Source organism: Mycobacterium sp. 1245852.3, from assembly GCF_001669335.1.
In the GTDB taxonomy this organism is placed as follows: domain Bacteria; phylum Actinomycetota; class Actinomycetes; order Mycobacteriales; family Mycobacteriaceae; genus Mycobacterium; species Mycobacterium europaeum_A.
Genome location: NZ_LZLL01000156.1, coordinates 1 through 14,945, shown reverse-complemented (window position 1 = coordinate 14,945; position 14,945 = coordinate 1). Strand labels below are relative to the sequence as shown.

The 14,945-nt window shown below is 69.4% G+C and carries 11 protein-coding genes and 1 pseudogene; 11 read left to right on the top strand and 1 reads right to left on the bottom strand.

All coding sequences use genetic code 11. The features are described from left to right. From A9W96_RS06985 to mbtN, 5 genes and pseudogenes are all read left to right on the top strand, one after another. Window positions 1–334, top strand: a pseudogene (locus A9W96_RS06985) (NADP-dependent phosphogluconate dehydrogenase); the annotation flags it as partial. A 50-nt stretch (window positions 335–384) separates the two neighbouring features. Next, on the top strand, window positions 385–1,821 hold the full coding sequence (locus tag A9W96_RS06980) for a GuaB1 family IMP dehydrogenase-related protein (protein WP_066872779.1): 1,437 nt from the start codon (window positions 385–387) through the stop codon (window positions 1,819–1,821). A 55-nt stretch (window positions 1,822–1,876) separates the two neighbouring features. Then, window positions 1,877–2,152, top strand: coding sequence for an acyl carrier protein (locus A9W96_RS06975; RefSeq protein WP_066878209.1), 276 nt, complete (start codon window positions 1,877–1,879; stop codon window positions 2,150–2,152). Further along, window positions 2,145–3,701: a long-chain-fatty acid--ACP ligase MbtM gene (gene mbtM, locus A9W96_RS06970; protein WP_067138593.1), complete on the top strand. Its 1,557-nt coding sequence runs from the start codon at window positions 2,145–2,147 to the stop codon at window positions 3,699–3,701. The genes A9W96_RS06975 and mbtM overlap by 8 nt, the downstream gene beginning before the upstream one ends. A 15-nt stretch (window positions 3,702–3,716) precedes the next feature. Next, a complete protein-coding gene (gene mbtN, locus A9W96_RS06965) occupies window positions 3,717–4,886 on the top strand; it encodes a mycobactin biosynthesis acyl-ACP dehydrogenase MbtN (protein ID WP_066878213.1) in 1,170 nt (389 codons plus the stop codon). Here mbtN and A9W96_RS06960 read toward each other — a convergent pair. Continuing rightward, window positions 4,853–5,470, bottom strand: coding sequence for a GNAT family N-acetyltransferase (locus A9W96_RS06960; RefSeq protein WP_066872767.1), 618 nt, complete (start codon window positions 5,468–5,470; stop codon window positions 4,853–4,855). The two genes, mbtN and A9W96_RS06960, sit on opposite strands and share 34 nt — an antisense overlap. Before the next feature lie 307 nt (window positions 5,471–5,777). Here A9W96_RS06960 and A9W96_RS06955 point away from each other — a divergent pair, with 307 nt between their 5' ends. The 6 genes from A9W96_RS06955 to A9W96_RS06930 all read left to right on the top strand — a co-directional run bounded on the left by A9W96_RS06955 (window position 5,778) and on the right by A9W96_RS06930 (window position 14,877). Then, window positions 5,778–7,148, top strand: coding sequence for a hemolysin family protein (locus A9W96_RS06955; protein ID WP_066872765.1), 1,371 nt, complete (start codon window positions 5,778–5,780; stop codon window positions 7,146–7,148). Next, the gene (locus A9W96_RS06950) at window positions 7,145–8,185 is read left to right on the top strand and encodes a hemolysin family protein (protein ID WP_066872762.1); all 1,041 of its coding nucleotides are present in this window, start codon (window positions 7,145–7,147) and stop codon (window positions 8,183–8,185) included. Before A9W96_RS06955 ends, A9W96_RS06950 begins: the two co-directional genes overlap by 4 nt. A gap of 291 nt (window positions 8,186–8,476) precedes the next feature. Beyond that, on the top strand, window positions 8,477–10,678 hold the full coding sequence (locus tag A9W96_RS06945; protein ID WP_067138591.1) for a malate synthase G: 2,202 nt from the start codon (window positions 8,477–8,479) through the stop codon (window positions 10,676–10,678). Between the two features lie 101 nt (window positions 10,679–10,779). Further along, window positions 10,780–12,879 (top strand): substrate-binding domain-containing protein, encoded by a 2,100-nt coding sequence (locus tag A9W96_RS06940; RefSeq protein ID WP_066872755.1) that lies wholly within the window; start codon window positions 10,780–10,782, stop codon window positions 12,877–12,879. Between the two features lie 215 nt (window positions 12,880–13,094). Further along, window positions 13,095–13,958 (top strand): oxygenase MpaB family protein, encoded by an 864-nt coding sequence (locus tag A9W96_RS06935; RefSeq protein ID WP_067021643.1) that lies wholly within the window; start codon window positions 13,095–13,097, stop codon window positions 13,956–13,958. Between the two features lie 28 nt (window positions 13,959–13,986). Beyond that, window positions 13,987–14,877 carry an oxygenase MpaB family protein gene (locus A9W96_RS06930; protein WP_067021645.1) on the top strand — a complete coding sequence of 297 codons (891 nt, stop codon included), beginning with the start codon at window positions 13,987–13,989 and terminating at the stop codon, window positions 14,875–14,877. Window positions 14,878–14,945 lie beyond the last annotated feature (68 nt).

Here is a 14,945-nt window from a genome sequence, read left to right as displayed (position 1 = left end):
GGCGAAGTTCCTCAACCGGATCAAAGAGGCGTTCGACGAGAACCCCGACCTGCCGACGCTCATCGTCGCGCCGTACTTCCGCAGCGCCATCGAGGAATCGATCGACAGCTGGCGCCGCGTCGTGGTGAAGGCCACCGAACTCGGCATCCCGATCCCCGGGTTCTCGTCGGCGTTGTCCTACTACGACGCGCTGCGCACCGAGCGGCTGCCGGCCGCACTCACCCAGGGCCTGCGCGACTTCTTCGGCGCGCACACCTACGGCCGCATCGACGACGACCCGGCCAAGCGTTTCCACACGCTGTGGAGCGGGGATCGCACCGAAGTGCCCGCGTAGCGGGGACAGCACTGGCGTGAAGGGGGCGTGAGTTTGGTGGGGCGACTGCGATGAGGTTTCTCGACGGGCACAGACCCGCATACGACCTGACCTACAACGACGTGTTCGTGATGCCGAACCGTTCGGAGGTCGCGTCCCGCTTCGACGTCGACCTGTCCACCGAGGACGGTTCGGGCACCACGATCCCCGTCGTCGTCGCCAACATGACCGCGGTGGCGGGGCGGCGGATGGCCGAGACGGTGGCGCGCCGCGGGGGCCTCGTCATCTTGCCGCAGGACCTCCCCATCACCGCGGTGCAGCAGACGGTGGAGTTCGTCAAGAGCCGCGACCTGGTGCTCGACACCCCGGTGGTGCTCGGGCCCGACGATTCGGTGTCCGACGCCACGGCGCTGATCCACAAGCGCGCGCACGGGGTCGCGGTGGTGACCTTCGAGGGCCGTCCACTAGGCCTGGTCAGCGAGTCATCGTGCCTGGGCGTGGACCGCTTCACCCGGGTGCGCGACGTCGCCTTGACCGATTTCGTCAGCGCCCCGGTGGGGACCGAGCCGCGCAAGGTCTTCGACCTGCTCGAGCAGTCACCCCTCGGTGTCGCGGTGGTGACGAACGCCGACGGCACGCTGGCCGGCGTGCTGACCCGCACCGGCGCCATTCGCGCGGGGCTGTACACTCCGGCGGTCGACGCGCGCGGGCGACTGCGGGTGGGCGCGGCCGTCGGCATCAACGGCGACGTCGGAGCCAAGGCGCGGTCGCTGGTCGAGGCCGGGATCGACGTGCTGGTGATCGACACGGCGCACGGGCACCAGGTCAAGACCATCGAGGCGATCCGGACGGTCGCGGCGCTGCAGCTGGGGGTGCCGCTGGTGGCCGGCAACGTCGTCTCGGCCGACGGCACCCGTGACCTGCTGGACGCCGGGGCGACCATCGTGAAGGTCGGCGTCGGGCCGGGGGCGATGTGCACCACCCGGATGATGACCGGTGTCGGCCGCCCCCAGTTCTCCGCTGTTGTCGAATGCGCTTCGGCGGCACGGGAACTGGGTGGGCACGTGTGGGCCGACGGCGGCGTCCGGCACCCGCGGGACGTGGCGCTGGCGCTGGCCGCCGGGGCGTCCAACGTGATGATCGGGTCGTGGTTCGCCGGCACCTACGAGTCGCCCGGCGACCTGATGCGCGACCGCGACGACCAGCCGTACAAGGAGAGCTACGGCATGGCCTCCAAGCGTGCGGTGGTTGCGCGCAGCGGGGCGGACACGGCGTTCGACCGGGCCCGCAAGGCGCTGTTCGAGGAGGGGATTTCGACGTCCCGGATGGGCCTGGATCCGGCCCGCGGCGGGGTCGAGGACCTGCTCGATCACATCACCTCCGGCGTGCGCAGCACCTGCACCTATGTCGGCGCCGCGAATTTGGCGCAGCTGTACGAACGGGTGGTGATCGGGGTGCAGTCGACCGCGGGCTTCGCCGAGGGGCATCCGCTGCCGCAGGGGTGGTGACACGGGCGATAGTAAGGCTAGCCTTGCCTAACTAAGGCTGCTAATCTACTGCGCCATGACCTCCTCTTCCCCCACCTCCTCGGCCTCCCCCGCCCACGTCAGCCCCGAGCTGCTCAGCATCCTGCGCGACGAGCTGAACGTCGACGCGGCCCGCGTGACGCCCGATGCCCGGCTGGTCGACGACGTCGGACTGGATTCGGTGGCCTTCGCCGTGGGCATGGTGGCGATCGAGGAGCGGCTGGGCGTCTCGCTGTCTGAAGAGGAACTGCTGAGCTGCGACACGGTCGCGGACCTGCAGGCCGCGATCGCCGCCAAACCCCGCGATGAGTGAACTGGCCGCGGCGCTGACGGACGCGATGCGCACGGGCACCAGCGAACTGGTTGTCTTCGACCGCGAGACGTCGACGTGGGGCCACCATCCCTGGCCGGAAGTGCACGGGCTGGCCGAGAGCATCGCCGCATGGCTGCTCGATCGGGGGCGCCCGGCCGCGGTGGGGCTGGTCGGCGAGCCGACCCTCGAATTCGTCGCCGCCATCCAGGGCGCCTGGCTCGCGGGCGCCGCCGTGTCGATCCTGCCCGGTCCGGTGCGCGGCGCCGAAGGCCGGCAATGGGCGGCCTCGACGCTGGCCCGGTTCAGCGGCATCGGCGTGCGCACCGTCTTGAGCCACGGCTCGCAGCTGGACGGCTTGCAGGCGCTGGATCCGCCCGGCGACATCGTCATCGAAAGCCTTGCCGCAGCGGCAGATACGGGTCGCTCATGCGCCGCGGTTGGCGCCGACGGGAATCCGGCAATCTTGCAGGGCACGGCGGGTTCCACCGGCTCGCCCAAGACGGCCATGCTGTCGGCGGGCGCGGTGCTGGCCAACCTGCGCGGCCTCAATCAGCGCCTCTGCGTGACGCCGGCCGACGTCGGTTGCTCGTGGCTGCCGCTGTATCACGACATGGGCCTGTCCTTCCTGCTCGCCTCGGTGCTGGGCGGGATGTCGCTATGGCTGGCGCCGACGGCGGCTTTCACCGCCTCGCCGTTTCGCTGGCTGAGTTGGCTCTCGGAGAGCCGGACGACGATCACCGCCGCGCCCAACTTCGCCTACAACCTGCTGGGCAGGTATGTCCGCCGGGTGTCCGACGTCGACCTGGGCGCGGTGCGGGTGGCCATCAACGGTGGCGAACCGGTCGACTGCGAGGGATTCCAACGGTTCGCCGACGCGATGGCCCCGTTCGGATTCGACGCCGGTGCCGCGACCCCGTCCTACGGGCTGGCCGAATCGACCTGCGCCGTCACCGTACCGGCGCCGGGCACCGGGCTGCGCGTCGCCAGCGTCGCCGGCGAGACCGGAACGCGTCGCCACGCGGTGCTGGGCCAGCCGATTCCGGGCACCGAGATCCGCATCGCGCCGCACGACGACGCCGACGGCGACATCGGTGAGATCGAGATCCGGGGCGCCTCGCTGATGGACGGGTACCGCGACCACCCGCCACTGGACCGCGAAAACTGGCTTCCCACCGGGGATCTCGGTTTCTTCGACGAAGCCGGGCTGGTGGTGTGCGGCCGGGCCAAGGAGCTCATCACCCTCGCGGGTCGCAACATCTTCCCGACCGAGATCGAGACGGTCGCCGCCGGCGTCCGCGGGGTCCGCGAGGGCGCCGTGGTGGCGCTGGGCACCGGCGAACGGTCCGCGCGCCCGGGCCTGATCGTCGCGGCCGAATTCCGGGGGGCGGATCAGGCGGGCGCCCGCGCCGAAATCATTCAGCGCGTCGCATCCATGTGCGGCGTCGTTCCCTCCGACGTGATCTTCATGGCACCGGGGTCGCTGCCCCGCACGTCGTCGGGCAAACTGCGCCGGCTGGAAGTCCGGCGCGCTCTAGAGGCGGTGGACTAAGTGACGACAACATCCATGCCGACCGAGGCATCCGCCACCACCATCGACGACTACCGGCGCCTGCTCGCCGGCGCGTTCGACGACCGGGTGCTGGCCTGGACAGCCGAAGCCGAAGCGCGGCAACGCTTTCCGCGTGAGCTGATCGAGCACCTGGGCGCCTGCGGCGTGTTCAGCCACAAGTGGGGCACCGGACCGCTGCCCGACGTGGCCCGGCTGGTGGAGCTGGCGCTGGCGCTGGGCGGGCTGTCGTCGGCCGGCATCGGGGTCGGCGTCAGCCTGCACGACTCGGCCATCTGTGTGCTGCGCCGATTCGGCAAGTCGGACTACCTCAAGGACATCTGCGAGCGGGCGATCCGCGGCCAGGCCGTGTTGTGCATCGGGGCCTCCGAGGAGTCGGGCGGGTCGGACCTGCAGATCGTTCGCACCGAAATATCCTCTCGGGACGGCGGTTTCGACGTTCGCGGCATCAAGAAGTTCGTGTCGCTGTCCCCCATCGCCGACCACATCATGGTGGTGGCCCGCAGCGTCGACCACGACTCGGCCAGCAAACACGGCAACGTCGCGCTGATCGCGGTGCCCACCGCGCAGGTCAGCGTGCAGCGGCCCTACAACAAGCTCGGCGCCGGGCCGCTGGACACCGCCGCCGTGCACATCGACACCTGGGTGCCCGCCGATGCCCTGGTCGCGCGGGCCGGCACCGGGCTGGCCGCCATCAGCTGGGGGCTGGCGCACGAACGAATGTCGATCGCCGGGCAGATCGCCGCATCGTGTCAACGGGCGATCGGAATCACCTTGGCCCGCATGATGACTCGGCGCCAGTTCGGCCACACGCTGTTCGAGCATCAGGCGTTGCGGCTGCGGATGGCGGATCTCCAGGCGCGCGTCGATCTGCTGCGACACGGACTGAACGGCATTGCGGCGCAGGGCCGTTTGGAGCTGCGTGCCGCCGCGGGCGTCAAGGTGACCGCGGCCCGCCTCGGTGAGGAAGTGATGTCGGAGTGCATGCACATCTTCGGCGGCTCGGGATATCTCGTCGACGAGACGCCGCTGGGGGCGTGGTGGCGCGACATGAAGCTGGCCCGGGTCGGTGGCGGCACCGACGAGGTGCTGTGGGAGTTGGTGGCCGCCGCGATGGCGCCCGATTACCGCGGCTACGAATCGGTGATCGGGGCTTCCAGCGCGTAGAGCGCCATGCGCCGGTTCGTCGTGTCGTGCTCGCCGAGGAACTTGCATCCCGCGTACTCGCACAGCCGGCGCGCGGTGGTGTTGCGGTGATCGGGGTCGAACATGACCCGCCGGCAGCGGGGCTCGAGCGCGAAGACGCTCGCCACGATCCGGGGCAACAGCATCGGGCCCAGGCCGCGGTTCACCAGTTTCAGGTCCGCGATCGCGGCGTGCAGCCCCAGGTCGTACGGCTCGGCGTCGTAGTGACGGGAGATCAGATCCTTTGCGCCCCAATACAGTTCGAGGTAGGCGCAATCCCTGCCCCGGATGCTGCCGAGCAACGGCAGGGAATATGTCCCGTCCAGCTGGGCGCTCAGGTGCTGGCGCCACCGGGGCGCCGGCCAGTCGTATTCCCAGGCCTGCGCCAGATGCGGGCGATTCATCCACTCGGTCACCATGTCCACGTCCTCGAGCTGCGCCACGCGCATGGCGAAGGGTGGATCCAGCGTGGGAACCGGTGGGCGGGGGATGCGAGCCACCTCGTCGGGGATGTCGAAGCGTTCGCGCGGCAGGACGTGAATGGACGGCGTCTGAGCGTCGGGCATAGTGCGCAGAGCCTACCGGGTAAGGTTAGCCATACCATAGTTGGGCCGGGCCGATGAGCCGAGGCGGTCGGCATGCCCCGCGCCGGGCGGCGCCGTGCGGCGGCGGGCCGGGCTAGCATAAGACAGCAAAGACGGAAGCAACCGCGACCGCCCCGCCATCTGGCAGCGAAAGGATCGACGTGCCGCAGGCACCCGTGCAGGCCATCGGCTTGCGGGCGCACGGGCCGTCCGACGAACCGCGCGATGCGGAGCCTCCCCCGGCGCCTTTTCTCCTGATCGGCGTTCTCCCGCCGGGGCGGCGTAGGTCATGAACGTCACCGTCACCGTGATCAGCGTTGTGGCGATCGCGGTGCTCATTTTCGGCAACGCCGTCTTCGTCGCCGCGGAGTTCTCGCTGACCACCCTCGACCGCAGCGCGGTGGAGGCCAACGCCCGCGGCGGTGGTCGGCGGGACCGCTGGATCCGCCGCGCCCACCACCGGCTGTCGTTCCAACTGTCCGGCGCCCAGTTGGGCATCTCGGTCACCACCCTGGCGGCCGGTTACCTGACCGATCCGATGGTGGACGACCTGCCGCACCCGTGGCTGGATGCCATCGGCATACCCGACCAGGTCGGCGACGCGCTCATGGCCTTTGTGGTGCTGGTGATCGTGACCTCGGTGTCGATGGTGTTCGGCGAGCTCGTCCCCAAGTACCTCGCGGTGGCCCGGCCGCTGTCCACGGCCCGCGCGGTCGTCAGCGCCCAGTTGGTGTTCTCGCTGCTGCTGACCCCGGCGATCCGCCTGACCAACGGCGCCGCCAACTGGATCGTGCGCCGGCTGGGCGTCGAACCCGCCGAGGAGTTGCGGTCGGCTCGCTCCCCGCAGGAGCTGCTGTCGCTGGTGCGTTCGTCGGCGCGCAGCGGCGCGCTGGACGCCGCCACGGCCGCCTTGGTGCGCCGCTCGCTGCAGTTCGGCACGCTCAGCGCCGAGGAACTGATGACGCCCCGCTCCAAGATCGTGGCGCTGCAGACCGACGACACGGTCGCCGACCTGGTGACCGCGGCCGCCGAGTCCGGCTTCTCCCGCTTCCCCATCGTCGACGGTGACCTCGACGAGACGGTCGGCATCGTGCACGTGAAGCAGGTGTTCGCCATCCCGCGCACCGAACGGGCCCGCACCCGGCTGGTCACGGTGGCCCAACCCGTTCCGAAGGTGCCGTCCACCCTGGACGGCGACGCGGTGATGGCCGAGATCCGGGCCAACAGCCTGCAGACCGCGCTGGTCGTCGACGAGTACGGCGGCACCGCCGGCATGGTGACCGTCGAGGACCTGATCGAAGAGATCGTCGGCGACGTCCGCGACGAGCACGACGACGCCACCCCGGACGTGGTGCCCGCCGGCAGCGGCTGGCGGGTCTCGGGCCTGCTGCGCATCGACGAGGTGGCCACCGCCATCGGTTTCCGCGCGCCGGAGGGCCCCTACGAGACCATCGGCGGCCTGGTGCTGCGCGAGATCGGTCACATCCCGGTGGCCGGTGACACGGTCAAGCTGCCCGCGCTGGACGCCGACGGCCTGCTGGACGCGGTGACCCGCTGGCAGGCGACGGTCATCCGGATGGACGGCCGCCGGATCGACCTGCTGGAGCTGATCGAACTGAGCAATCACGGCGAGGTCCCCGCCACCGGGGGGCGCCGATGAGCGACACCATGGGCCTGCTGCTGGCCTGCCTGCTGATCGGGGTGAACGCGTTCTTCGTCGGCGCGGAGTTCTCGCTGATCTCGGCGCGCCGCGACCGCCTCGAGGCGCTGGCCGAGCAGGGCAAAGCGGCCGCGGTCACGGTGATCCGCGCCGGGGAGCAACTGCCGTCGATGCTGGCCGGTGCCCAGTTGGGCGTCACGGCCGCGTCGCTGCTGCTCGGGCGGATCGGGGAGTCGGCGGTGTCCAATCTGCTGCGAACGACGCTGGGGCTGACCGGAATTCACCCGGCGCTGCTGCACACGCTGTCGTTCGCGATCGCGCTGGCGATCGTGGTGACCCTGCACGTGTTGCTGGGCGAAATGGTGCCGAAGAACATCGCACTGGCCGGCCCGGAGCGCACCGCGATGCTGCTCGTGCCGCCGTACCTCGCCTACGTGCGGGCCGCCCGGCCCTTCATCGTGTTCTACAACAAATGCGCCAACGTGGTGGTGCGCGCGTTCGGCGTCGAACCCAAGGACGAGCTCGAGATCACAGTCTCACCCGTCGAGCTCAGCGAGATGATCGCGGAGTCCGAGTCCGAGGGCTTGCTGGACCGCGAGGAACGCACCCGGCTGACCCGGGCGCTGCAAATTCGCCACCGCGTGGTCGGTGACGTGGCCGTCCCCCTCGCCGCGGTGCACGCGGTTCCGGTGGCCGCGGCGGGCTCGGGGCCGACGGTCGGGGCGGTCGAGCAGGCCCTGGCCCAGACCGGCTACTCCCGGTTCCCGGTGGCCAGCGTCAGCGGCGTGTTCGTCGGATATCTGCACATCAAGGATGTGCTGACGCTCGACGACGATCCGCGGACGGTGATCGATCTGGCGATGGTGCGGCCGCTGCCGCGGCTGTCCCGGTCACTGCCGCTGGCCGACGCGCTGTCCCGGATGCGCCGCAGCAACAGCCATCTGGCGTTGGTGACCGGCGAGACCGGCGCCGTGGTCGCCATGGTGGCGATGGAAGACCTGGTTGAAGACCTCGTCGGGACCATGCGCGAGGCGTAGCGGCACTGGCCGGCCGGAACGACCGCGCGCAGCCCGTATGATCTTCACGGCTACCAGTTAAGAAAGTGCTGGAGGGCGGGCGACCGCGGGCGCGCGGAACATGCGTTGCTGGACACGGATCCCGGCGCCCGCCGCAGCGTCGTTCTCGGGGCGCTCAGCGCGGTCTGACCTGCGCCTGCCGGGTCGGGCGAATAACGCCCGCCACGCTGCGCTCGGTAGGCTTATGACATTGCCAATCTGGGCCTGTGCGGCCCATGGACGGTCCAGTGCGGCCCGTGATGGAGGAGAATCATGACTGATCGCGTGTCGGCGGGGAACCTGCGCGTCGCCCGAGTGCTCTACGACTTCGTGAACAACGAGGCGTTGCCCGGCACCGACATCGACCCGGACAGTTTCTGGGCGGGCGTCGACAAGGTCGTCACCGACCTGACCCCCAAGAACCAGGATCTGCTGCGCCGGCGGGACGAGCTGCAGGCCCAGATCGACAAGTGGCACCGGCAGCGCGTCATCGAGCCGCTCGACATCGAGGCGTACCGCAAGTTCCTCATTGAGATCGGTTATCTGCTGCCCGAGCCCGAGGACTTCACCATCACGACGTCCGGCGTCGACGACGAGATCACCACCACGGCCGGCCCGCAGCTGGTGGTCCCGGTGCTCAACGCGCGGTTCGCGCTCAACGCCGCCAACGCCCGGTGGGGCTCGCTGTACGACGCGCTGTACGGCACCGACGTCATCCCGGAAGACGACGGCGCCGAGAAGGGGTCGAGCTACAACAAGGTCCGCGGCGACAGGGTGATCGCCTACGCGCGTAAGTTCCTCGACGAAGCGGTGCCGCTGGAATCCGGGTCGTGGGCCGACGCGACGGGCCTGTCCGTCGAGGACGGCCAGCTCAAGATCGCGGCCGCCGACGGCGCCGTCGGCCTGGCCAGCCCGGAGAAGTTCGCCGGCTACACCGGCGAGCTCGGCTCCCCCAGCTGGTCGGTTCTGCTGGTCAACCACGGCCTGCACATCGAGATCCTGATCGATCCGGAATCACCGATCGGCAAGACCGACTCGGCCGGCATCAAGGACGTGGTCCTGGAATCGGCCATCACCACGATCATGGACTTCGAGGACTCGGTGGCCGCCGTCGACGCCGACGACAAGGTGCTCGGCTACCGCAACTGGCTCGGACTGAACAAGGGTGACCTGTCCGAAGAGGTCAGCAAGGACGGCAAGACCTTCACCCGGGTGCTCAACGAGGACCGCACCTACAAGACACCCGACGGCGAGGGCGAGCTGACCCTGCCCGGCCGCAGCCTGCTGTTCGTGCGCAACGTCGGTCACCTGATGACCAACGACGCGATCGTCTGGAGCGAGGGCGACGAAGAAAAAGAGGTGTTCGAGGGCATCATGGATGCGCTGTTCACCGGGCTGACCGCGATCCACGGGCTCAAGACCGGTGACGCGAACGGCCCGCTGGCCAACAGCCGCACCGGGTCCATCTACATCGTCAAGCCCAAGATGCACGGACCCGACGAGGTCGCCTACACCTGCGAGCTGTTCAGCCGCGTCGAAGACGTTCTCGGCCTGCCCCAGGGCACCCTGAAGGTCGGCATCATGGACGAGGAACGGCGCACCACCGTCAACCTCAAGGCCTGCATCAAGGCCGCGGCCGACCGGGTCGTGTTCATCAACACCGGCTTCCTGGACCGCACCGGCGACGAGATCCACACCTCGATGGAGGCCGGCCCGATGATCCGCAAGGGGGCGATGAAGAACAGCACCTGGATCAAGGCCTACGAGGACGCCAACGTCGACATCGGGCTGGCGGCCGGCTTCAAGGGCAAGGCCCAGATCGGTAAGGGCATGTGGGCGATGACCGAGCTGATGGCCGACATGGTCGAGCAGAAGATCGGCCAGCCCAAGGCGGGCGCGACCACCGCGTGGGTGCCCTCGCCGACGGCGGCCACCCTGCACGCGATGCACTACCACTACGTCGACGTCGGCGCCGTGCAGGAGGAACTCGCCGGCAAGAAGCGCACCAAGATCGAGGAGTTGCTGACCATCCCGCTGGCCAAGGAACTGGCCTGGGCCTCCGAGGAGATCCGCGAAGAGGTCGACAACAACTGCCAGTCCATCCTGGGCTACGTGGTGCGCTGGGTGGCCCAGGGCGTCGGCTGCTCCAAGGTGCCCGACATCCACGACGTGGCGCTCATGGAAGACCGTGCCACGCTGCGGATTTCGAGCCAGCTGCTGGCCAACTGGCTGCGCCACGGGGTGATCACCGAGGAGGACGTGCGGGCCAGCCTGGAGCGGATGGCCCCGCTGGTCGACGAGCAGAACGCCAAGGACGCGGCCTACCAGCCGATGGCGCCCAACTTCGACGACAGCCTGGCCTTCCTCGCCGCCCAGGATCTGATCCTGACCGGAACGCAGCAGCCCAACGGCTACACCGAGCCGATCCTGCATCGCCGTCGGCGGGAAGCCAAGGCAGCCGGCCCGCAGAATTGAGCCCGCGCTCAGTTCGGGTTCGAAACGTGGCATAGCGCCGCCGATGACTAAGATCGGCGCCGAGTTAACGATGGATCGACGGAAAGGCCGAGGGCACTGCTATGGGTAGGCACAGTGCGCCCGACCCTGACGACTCCCTCGACGAGCCATCTCGCGACGACGCCGTCGACGAGCCGTCTCGAGGGCACGAGGCAGGAGATCACCGCCGGGATGCCGGCGCGGATTCGGAAGCCGACCTCTACTCGGACGACGATGACTACGCCGATGAGGGCGACTATGCCGACGAGGGTGGTTACTACTCCGCCGAGCGTGGCCATCCCGACGACGCCTACCCGGCCGAGGATGCCTTCGCAGCCGGCGCCGCCGACGACTACCCGGAGTTCCCGTCGCGGCAGGCGGCCCCGTCGAAGCCTGAGCCGGCGGCCGCATCGCCGTCGCTCTTCCGGGGCGGGCATCGCGGGCTCGGCGATTGGCGGGGCGGTCACCGCAGTGAGGCCGGCCGTCGCGGCGTCAGCATCGGCGTGATCGTGGCGCTGGTCGCGGTCGTGGTCGTGGTGGGAGCGGTCATCCTGTGGAGCTTCTTCGGTGACGCGTTGTCCAAGCGTTCACACAAGGCGGCCGGCGGCTGCGTCGGGGGTCAGGAAACGGTGCCCGTCGTGGCCGATCCGTCCATCGCCGATGCCATCGGGCAATTCGCGGAGAGCTACAACAAATCCGCCGGGCCGATCGGTGACCGCTGCATGGTGGTGAGCGTCAAGCCGGCCAACTCCGACGCCGTGCTGAACGGTTTCATCGGCAAGTGGCCCGCGGAACTGGGCGGCCAGCCGGCGCTGTGGATTCCGGGCAGTTCGATCTCCGCCGCGCGACTCGCCGGCGCCACGGCGCAAAAGACCGTCACCGAGAGCCATTCGCTGGCCACCTCGCCGGTGGTGCTGGCCATCCGTCCCCAACTCGCGCCGGCCCTGGCCAACCAGAACTGGGCGGCGCTACCCGGGCTGCAAACCAATCCGAATGCACTGGCGGGGCTGAATTTACCGGGGTGGGGCCCGCTGCGCCTGGCGCTGCCGATGAACGGCAATGCGGACGCGTCGTTTCTGGCCGGCGAGGCGGTGGCGGCCGCGTCGGTGCCGCCCGGAGCGCCGGTGACGCAGGGCACCGGCGCGGTGCGCAGCCTGTTGAGCGCGCAACCCAAGCTGGCCGACAACTCGCTGACCGAGGCGATGAACACCCTGCTGAAGCCCGGTGACGCCGCAACCGCGCCGGTGCACGCGGTGGTCACCACCGAACAGCAACTGTTCCAGCGCGGGCAATCGTTGCCAGACGCCAAGGGCGCCTTGGCCTTCTGGCTGCCGCCCGGGTCCGCGGCGGTTGCCGACTACCCCACCGTCCTGCTCAGCGGCTCGTGGCTCACCCGCGAACAGGCCTCGGCGGCCAGCGAGTTCTCGCGATTCATGCACAAGTCCGACCAGCAGGCCAAGCTGGCCAAGGCCGGCTTCCGCGTCAACGGGGTGAAACCGCCGAGTAGCCCGGTCACCAATTTCCCGTCGCTGCCCGCGGCGCTGTCGGTGGGCGACGACGCGATGCGCGCCACGCTCGCCGAGGCGATGGCCAGCCCGTCGAGCGGGCAGGCCACGACCATCATGCTCGACCAGTCGATGCCCGGTCAGGAAGGTGGAAAAACCCGCCTGGCCAACGTGATCGGGGCGCTGCAGGACCGGATCAAGGCGCTGCCCGCGTCCGCGGTGGTGGGCCTGTGGACGTTCGACGGCCACGAGGGCCGGTCGGAGGTGGCCAGCGGCCCGTTGTCCGACCCCGTTAACGGCCAGCCGCGTTCGGCCGCGCTGGCCGCCGCGCTGGACAAGCAGTACTCGTCGGGCGGTGGCGCGGTGTCATTCACCACCCTGCGGATGCTCTACCAGGACATGCAGGCCAATTATCATGCGGGCCAGAACAATTCGATCCTGTTGATCACCGCGGGGCCACACACCGATCAGACGCTGGACGGGGCGGGGCTACAGGACTTCATCCGCAAGAGTGCCGACCCGGCCAAGCCCATCGCGGTGAACGTCATCGATTTCGGGGCCGACCCGGACCGCGCGACCTGGGAAGCGGTCGCCCAACTCAGTGGCGGCAGCTACCAGAACCTCGCGACGTCGGCGGCCCCCGACCTCGCGTCGGCGGTCAACAACTTTCTGAGCTGACAGCGCTGACCGGCCGGGCCCACCCAGCTCGTAGCCGATGCGGCGGGACGCGAAAGCGAAGATCCCGGTCGTTGCGCGATCAGTGCGGCGTTCGGATGCCGATCCCGGATGAATCCGCCGCCGCCCCTGTCCAACGACGGCGGTCTGTGCCAGACTCCACGATAGAATCCGCCTTGATTTCTATCAGGCGTGGGCTGAGGGAGACGTAGTCGAAGATGTCCGCTGCACCAGCCGGCCCGGCGCTGACGCCGGCATTGCACCCGATCGGTCCCGGTTCGGCGACGTGGCGGCGCGGCATCGACTGGCGGATGCCGCTCGCCAGCCGAGCGACGCTGTTGCTGCAAGTGGCGCACCCGGTGATCGGCGCCGGGGTGATCGATCATTCGGAGTTCCTCAGGGACAGGTGGGGGCGCATCTCGCGGACACTGGCCGCGGTGCGGCGCTATCACGGATTTCACGGGCCGCAGGCCGCCGTCGCCGAGGGTCAGCGGCTTCGCGACGTGCACCGCAACATCTCCGGGATGGACGCGCTCGGGCGCAGCTATCACGCACTGAATCCGGACGCGTACCTGTGGGCGCATGCCACCACCTATGCGGGTGCCGCCGACGTGCGCCGGGTGTTCGGCGGGACGCTCGACGGCGCGACCGAGGACGCGTTGTTTCGCGAGTGGCGAGACGTCGCGGGGATCCTGCGCATCCCCGAACGGGTGATCCCGCAGACGCGGGCGGCGTTCTGGGATTACTACCACGACACCGTCGAACGCCGTCTGGAACGCAACGCCGCGACCGAACTGCTCCTGGAACTGGACCGCTATCCGATGCCCGTGCCGCCCGGCGTGCGTGTGCCACAACTGGTGTGGAATTCGGCCGCGGCTCCGCTGGCCGCGCTGCTGAGGCTGACCACCGCCGGACTATTGCCGGCGACCCTCCGGGAACGGCTGCGCATCGAGTGGACTGCCGAACGCAAACAGCGGTTTGAGCGCGCGGTGGTCGCGGTGCGGGCATTGGACCGCGCGCTGCCCGCCAGGGTCCGCTACCCCGCGGCGCACCGCGGCGAGCCGGTCTTCGAATCCGTCTGAGCTGCCAATTAATTCAGGAAGGCACAGCATGGCCCATCCCCTGCCCACCGGCCCGGAGGACGCGAGGGTGCCGCCGGATCGGGGCGCCCGGCGGGCGGACACCGATTCCCTCGACACGGCGTTTCTGGCCGAGGAGATGTCGCCGTGGCTGTCCCCAGCCTACGGTGCGGCGAACGTCGTGATGCAACTGGCGAATCCGGGTGTGGCCTATGGGGTGATGGAGAGCAAGGTCGACAGCGGCAACCTGTACAAGCATCCCTTCAAAAGGGCCCGCACCACCTTCACCTACATCGCGGTGGCCATCGCCGGAAATGCCAACGACCGCAAAATCTATCGGGACGCGGTCAACGCCGCACACGTCCAGGTGCGCTCCGGGCCGCAAAGCCCGGTGCGCTACAACGCCTTCGACCCCGCGCTGCAGCTCTGGGTGGCCTCCTGCATGGCCGCGGTCTTCGAGGACACCCGCAAGCTGCGGGGCGGCCGCTCACGGCGCGACCCCGAGGCGGTGCACCGGGCCGCGTCGGTGTTCGCCACCACGCTGCAGGTGCCGCGGGACATGTGGCCCGCCGACCTGGACGCAGCCGCCCGCTATTGGCAGGACCAACTCGATCGGCTCGACTTCGACGACCGGATGCGCAGCTATCTGACCGGCATCGCGCGCCTCGATTTCCTGCCCGCACCCATCCCGGCGCTGTTCGGCCGATGGAACCTCTTCATGACCCTGGGCTACCTGCCCCCGCAGCTGCGCGACAAGCTCGGGTTCGCCTGGTCGGACGCGCAGCAACGCCGATTCGACCGCTGGCAGCGCATCTTCGGGCTGCTCGACCTGTTCACACCGCGGTTCCTGGTGCGCCTCGGCGTACACGCGGTGGTGTGGGACATGCGATTGCGTCACCGGATCGGCGCGACGGTGGTGTGACCGACCAGCTCAAGGAGGACCGGCATGACGACGACGGCGAGTTTTTATGGCAGCGTGCCCGGCGCGGC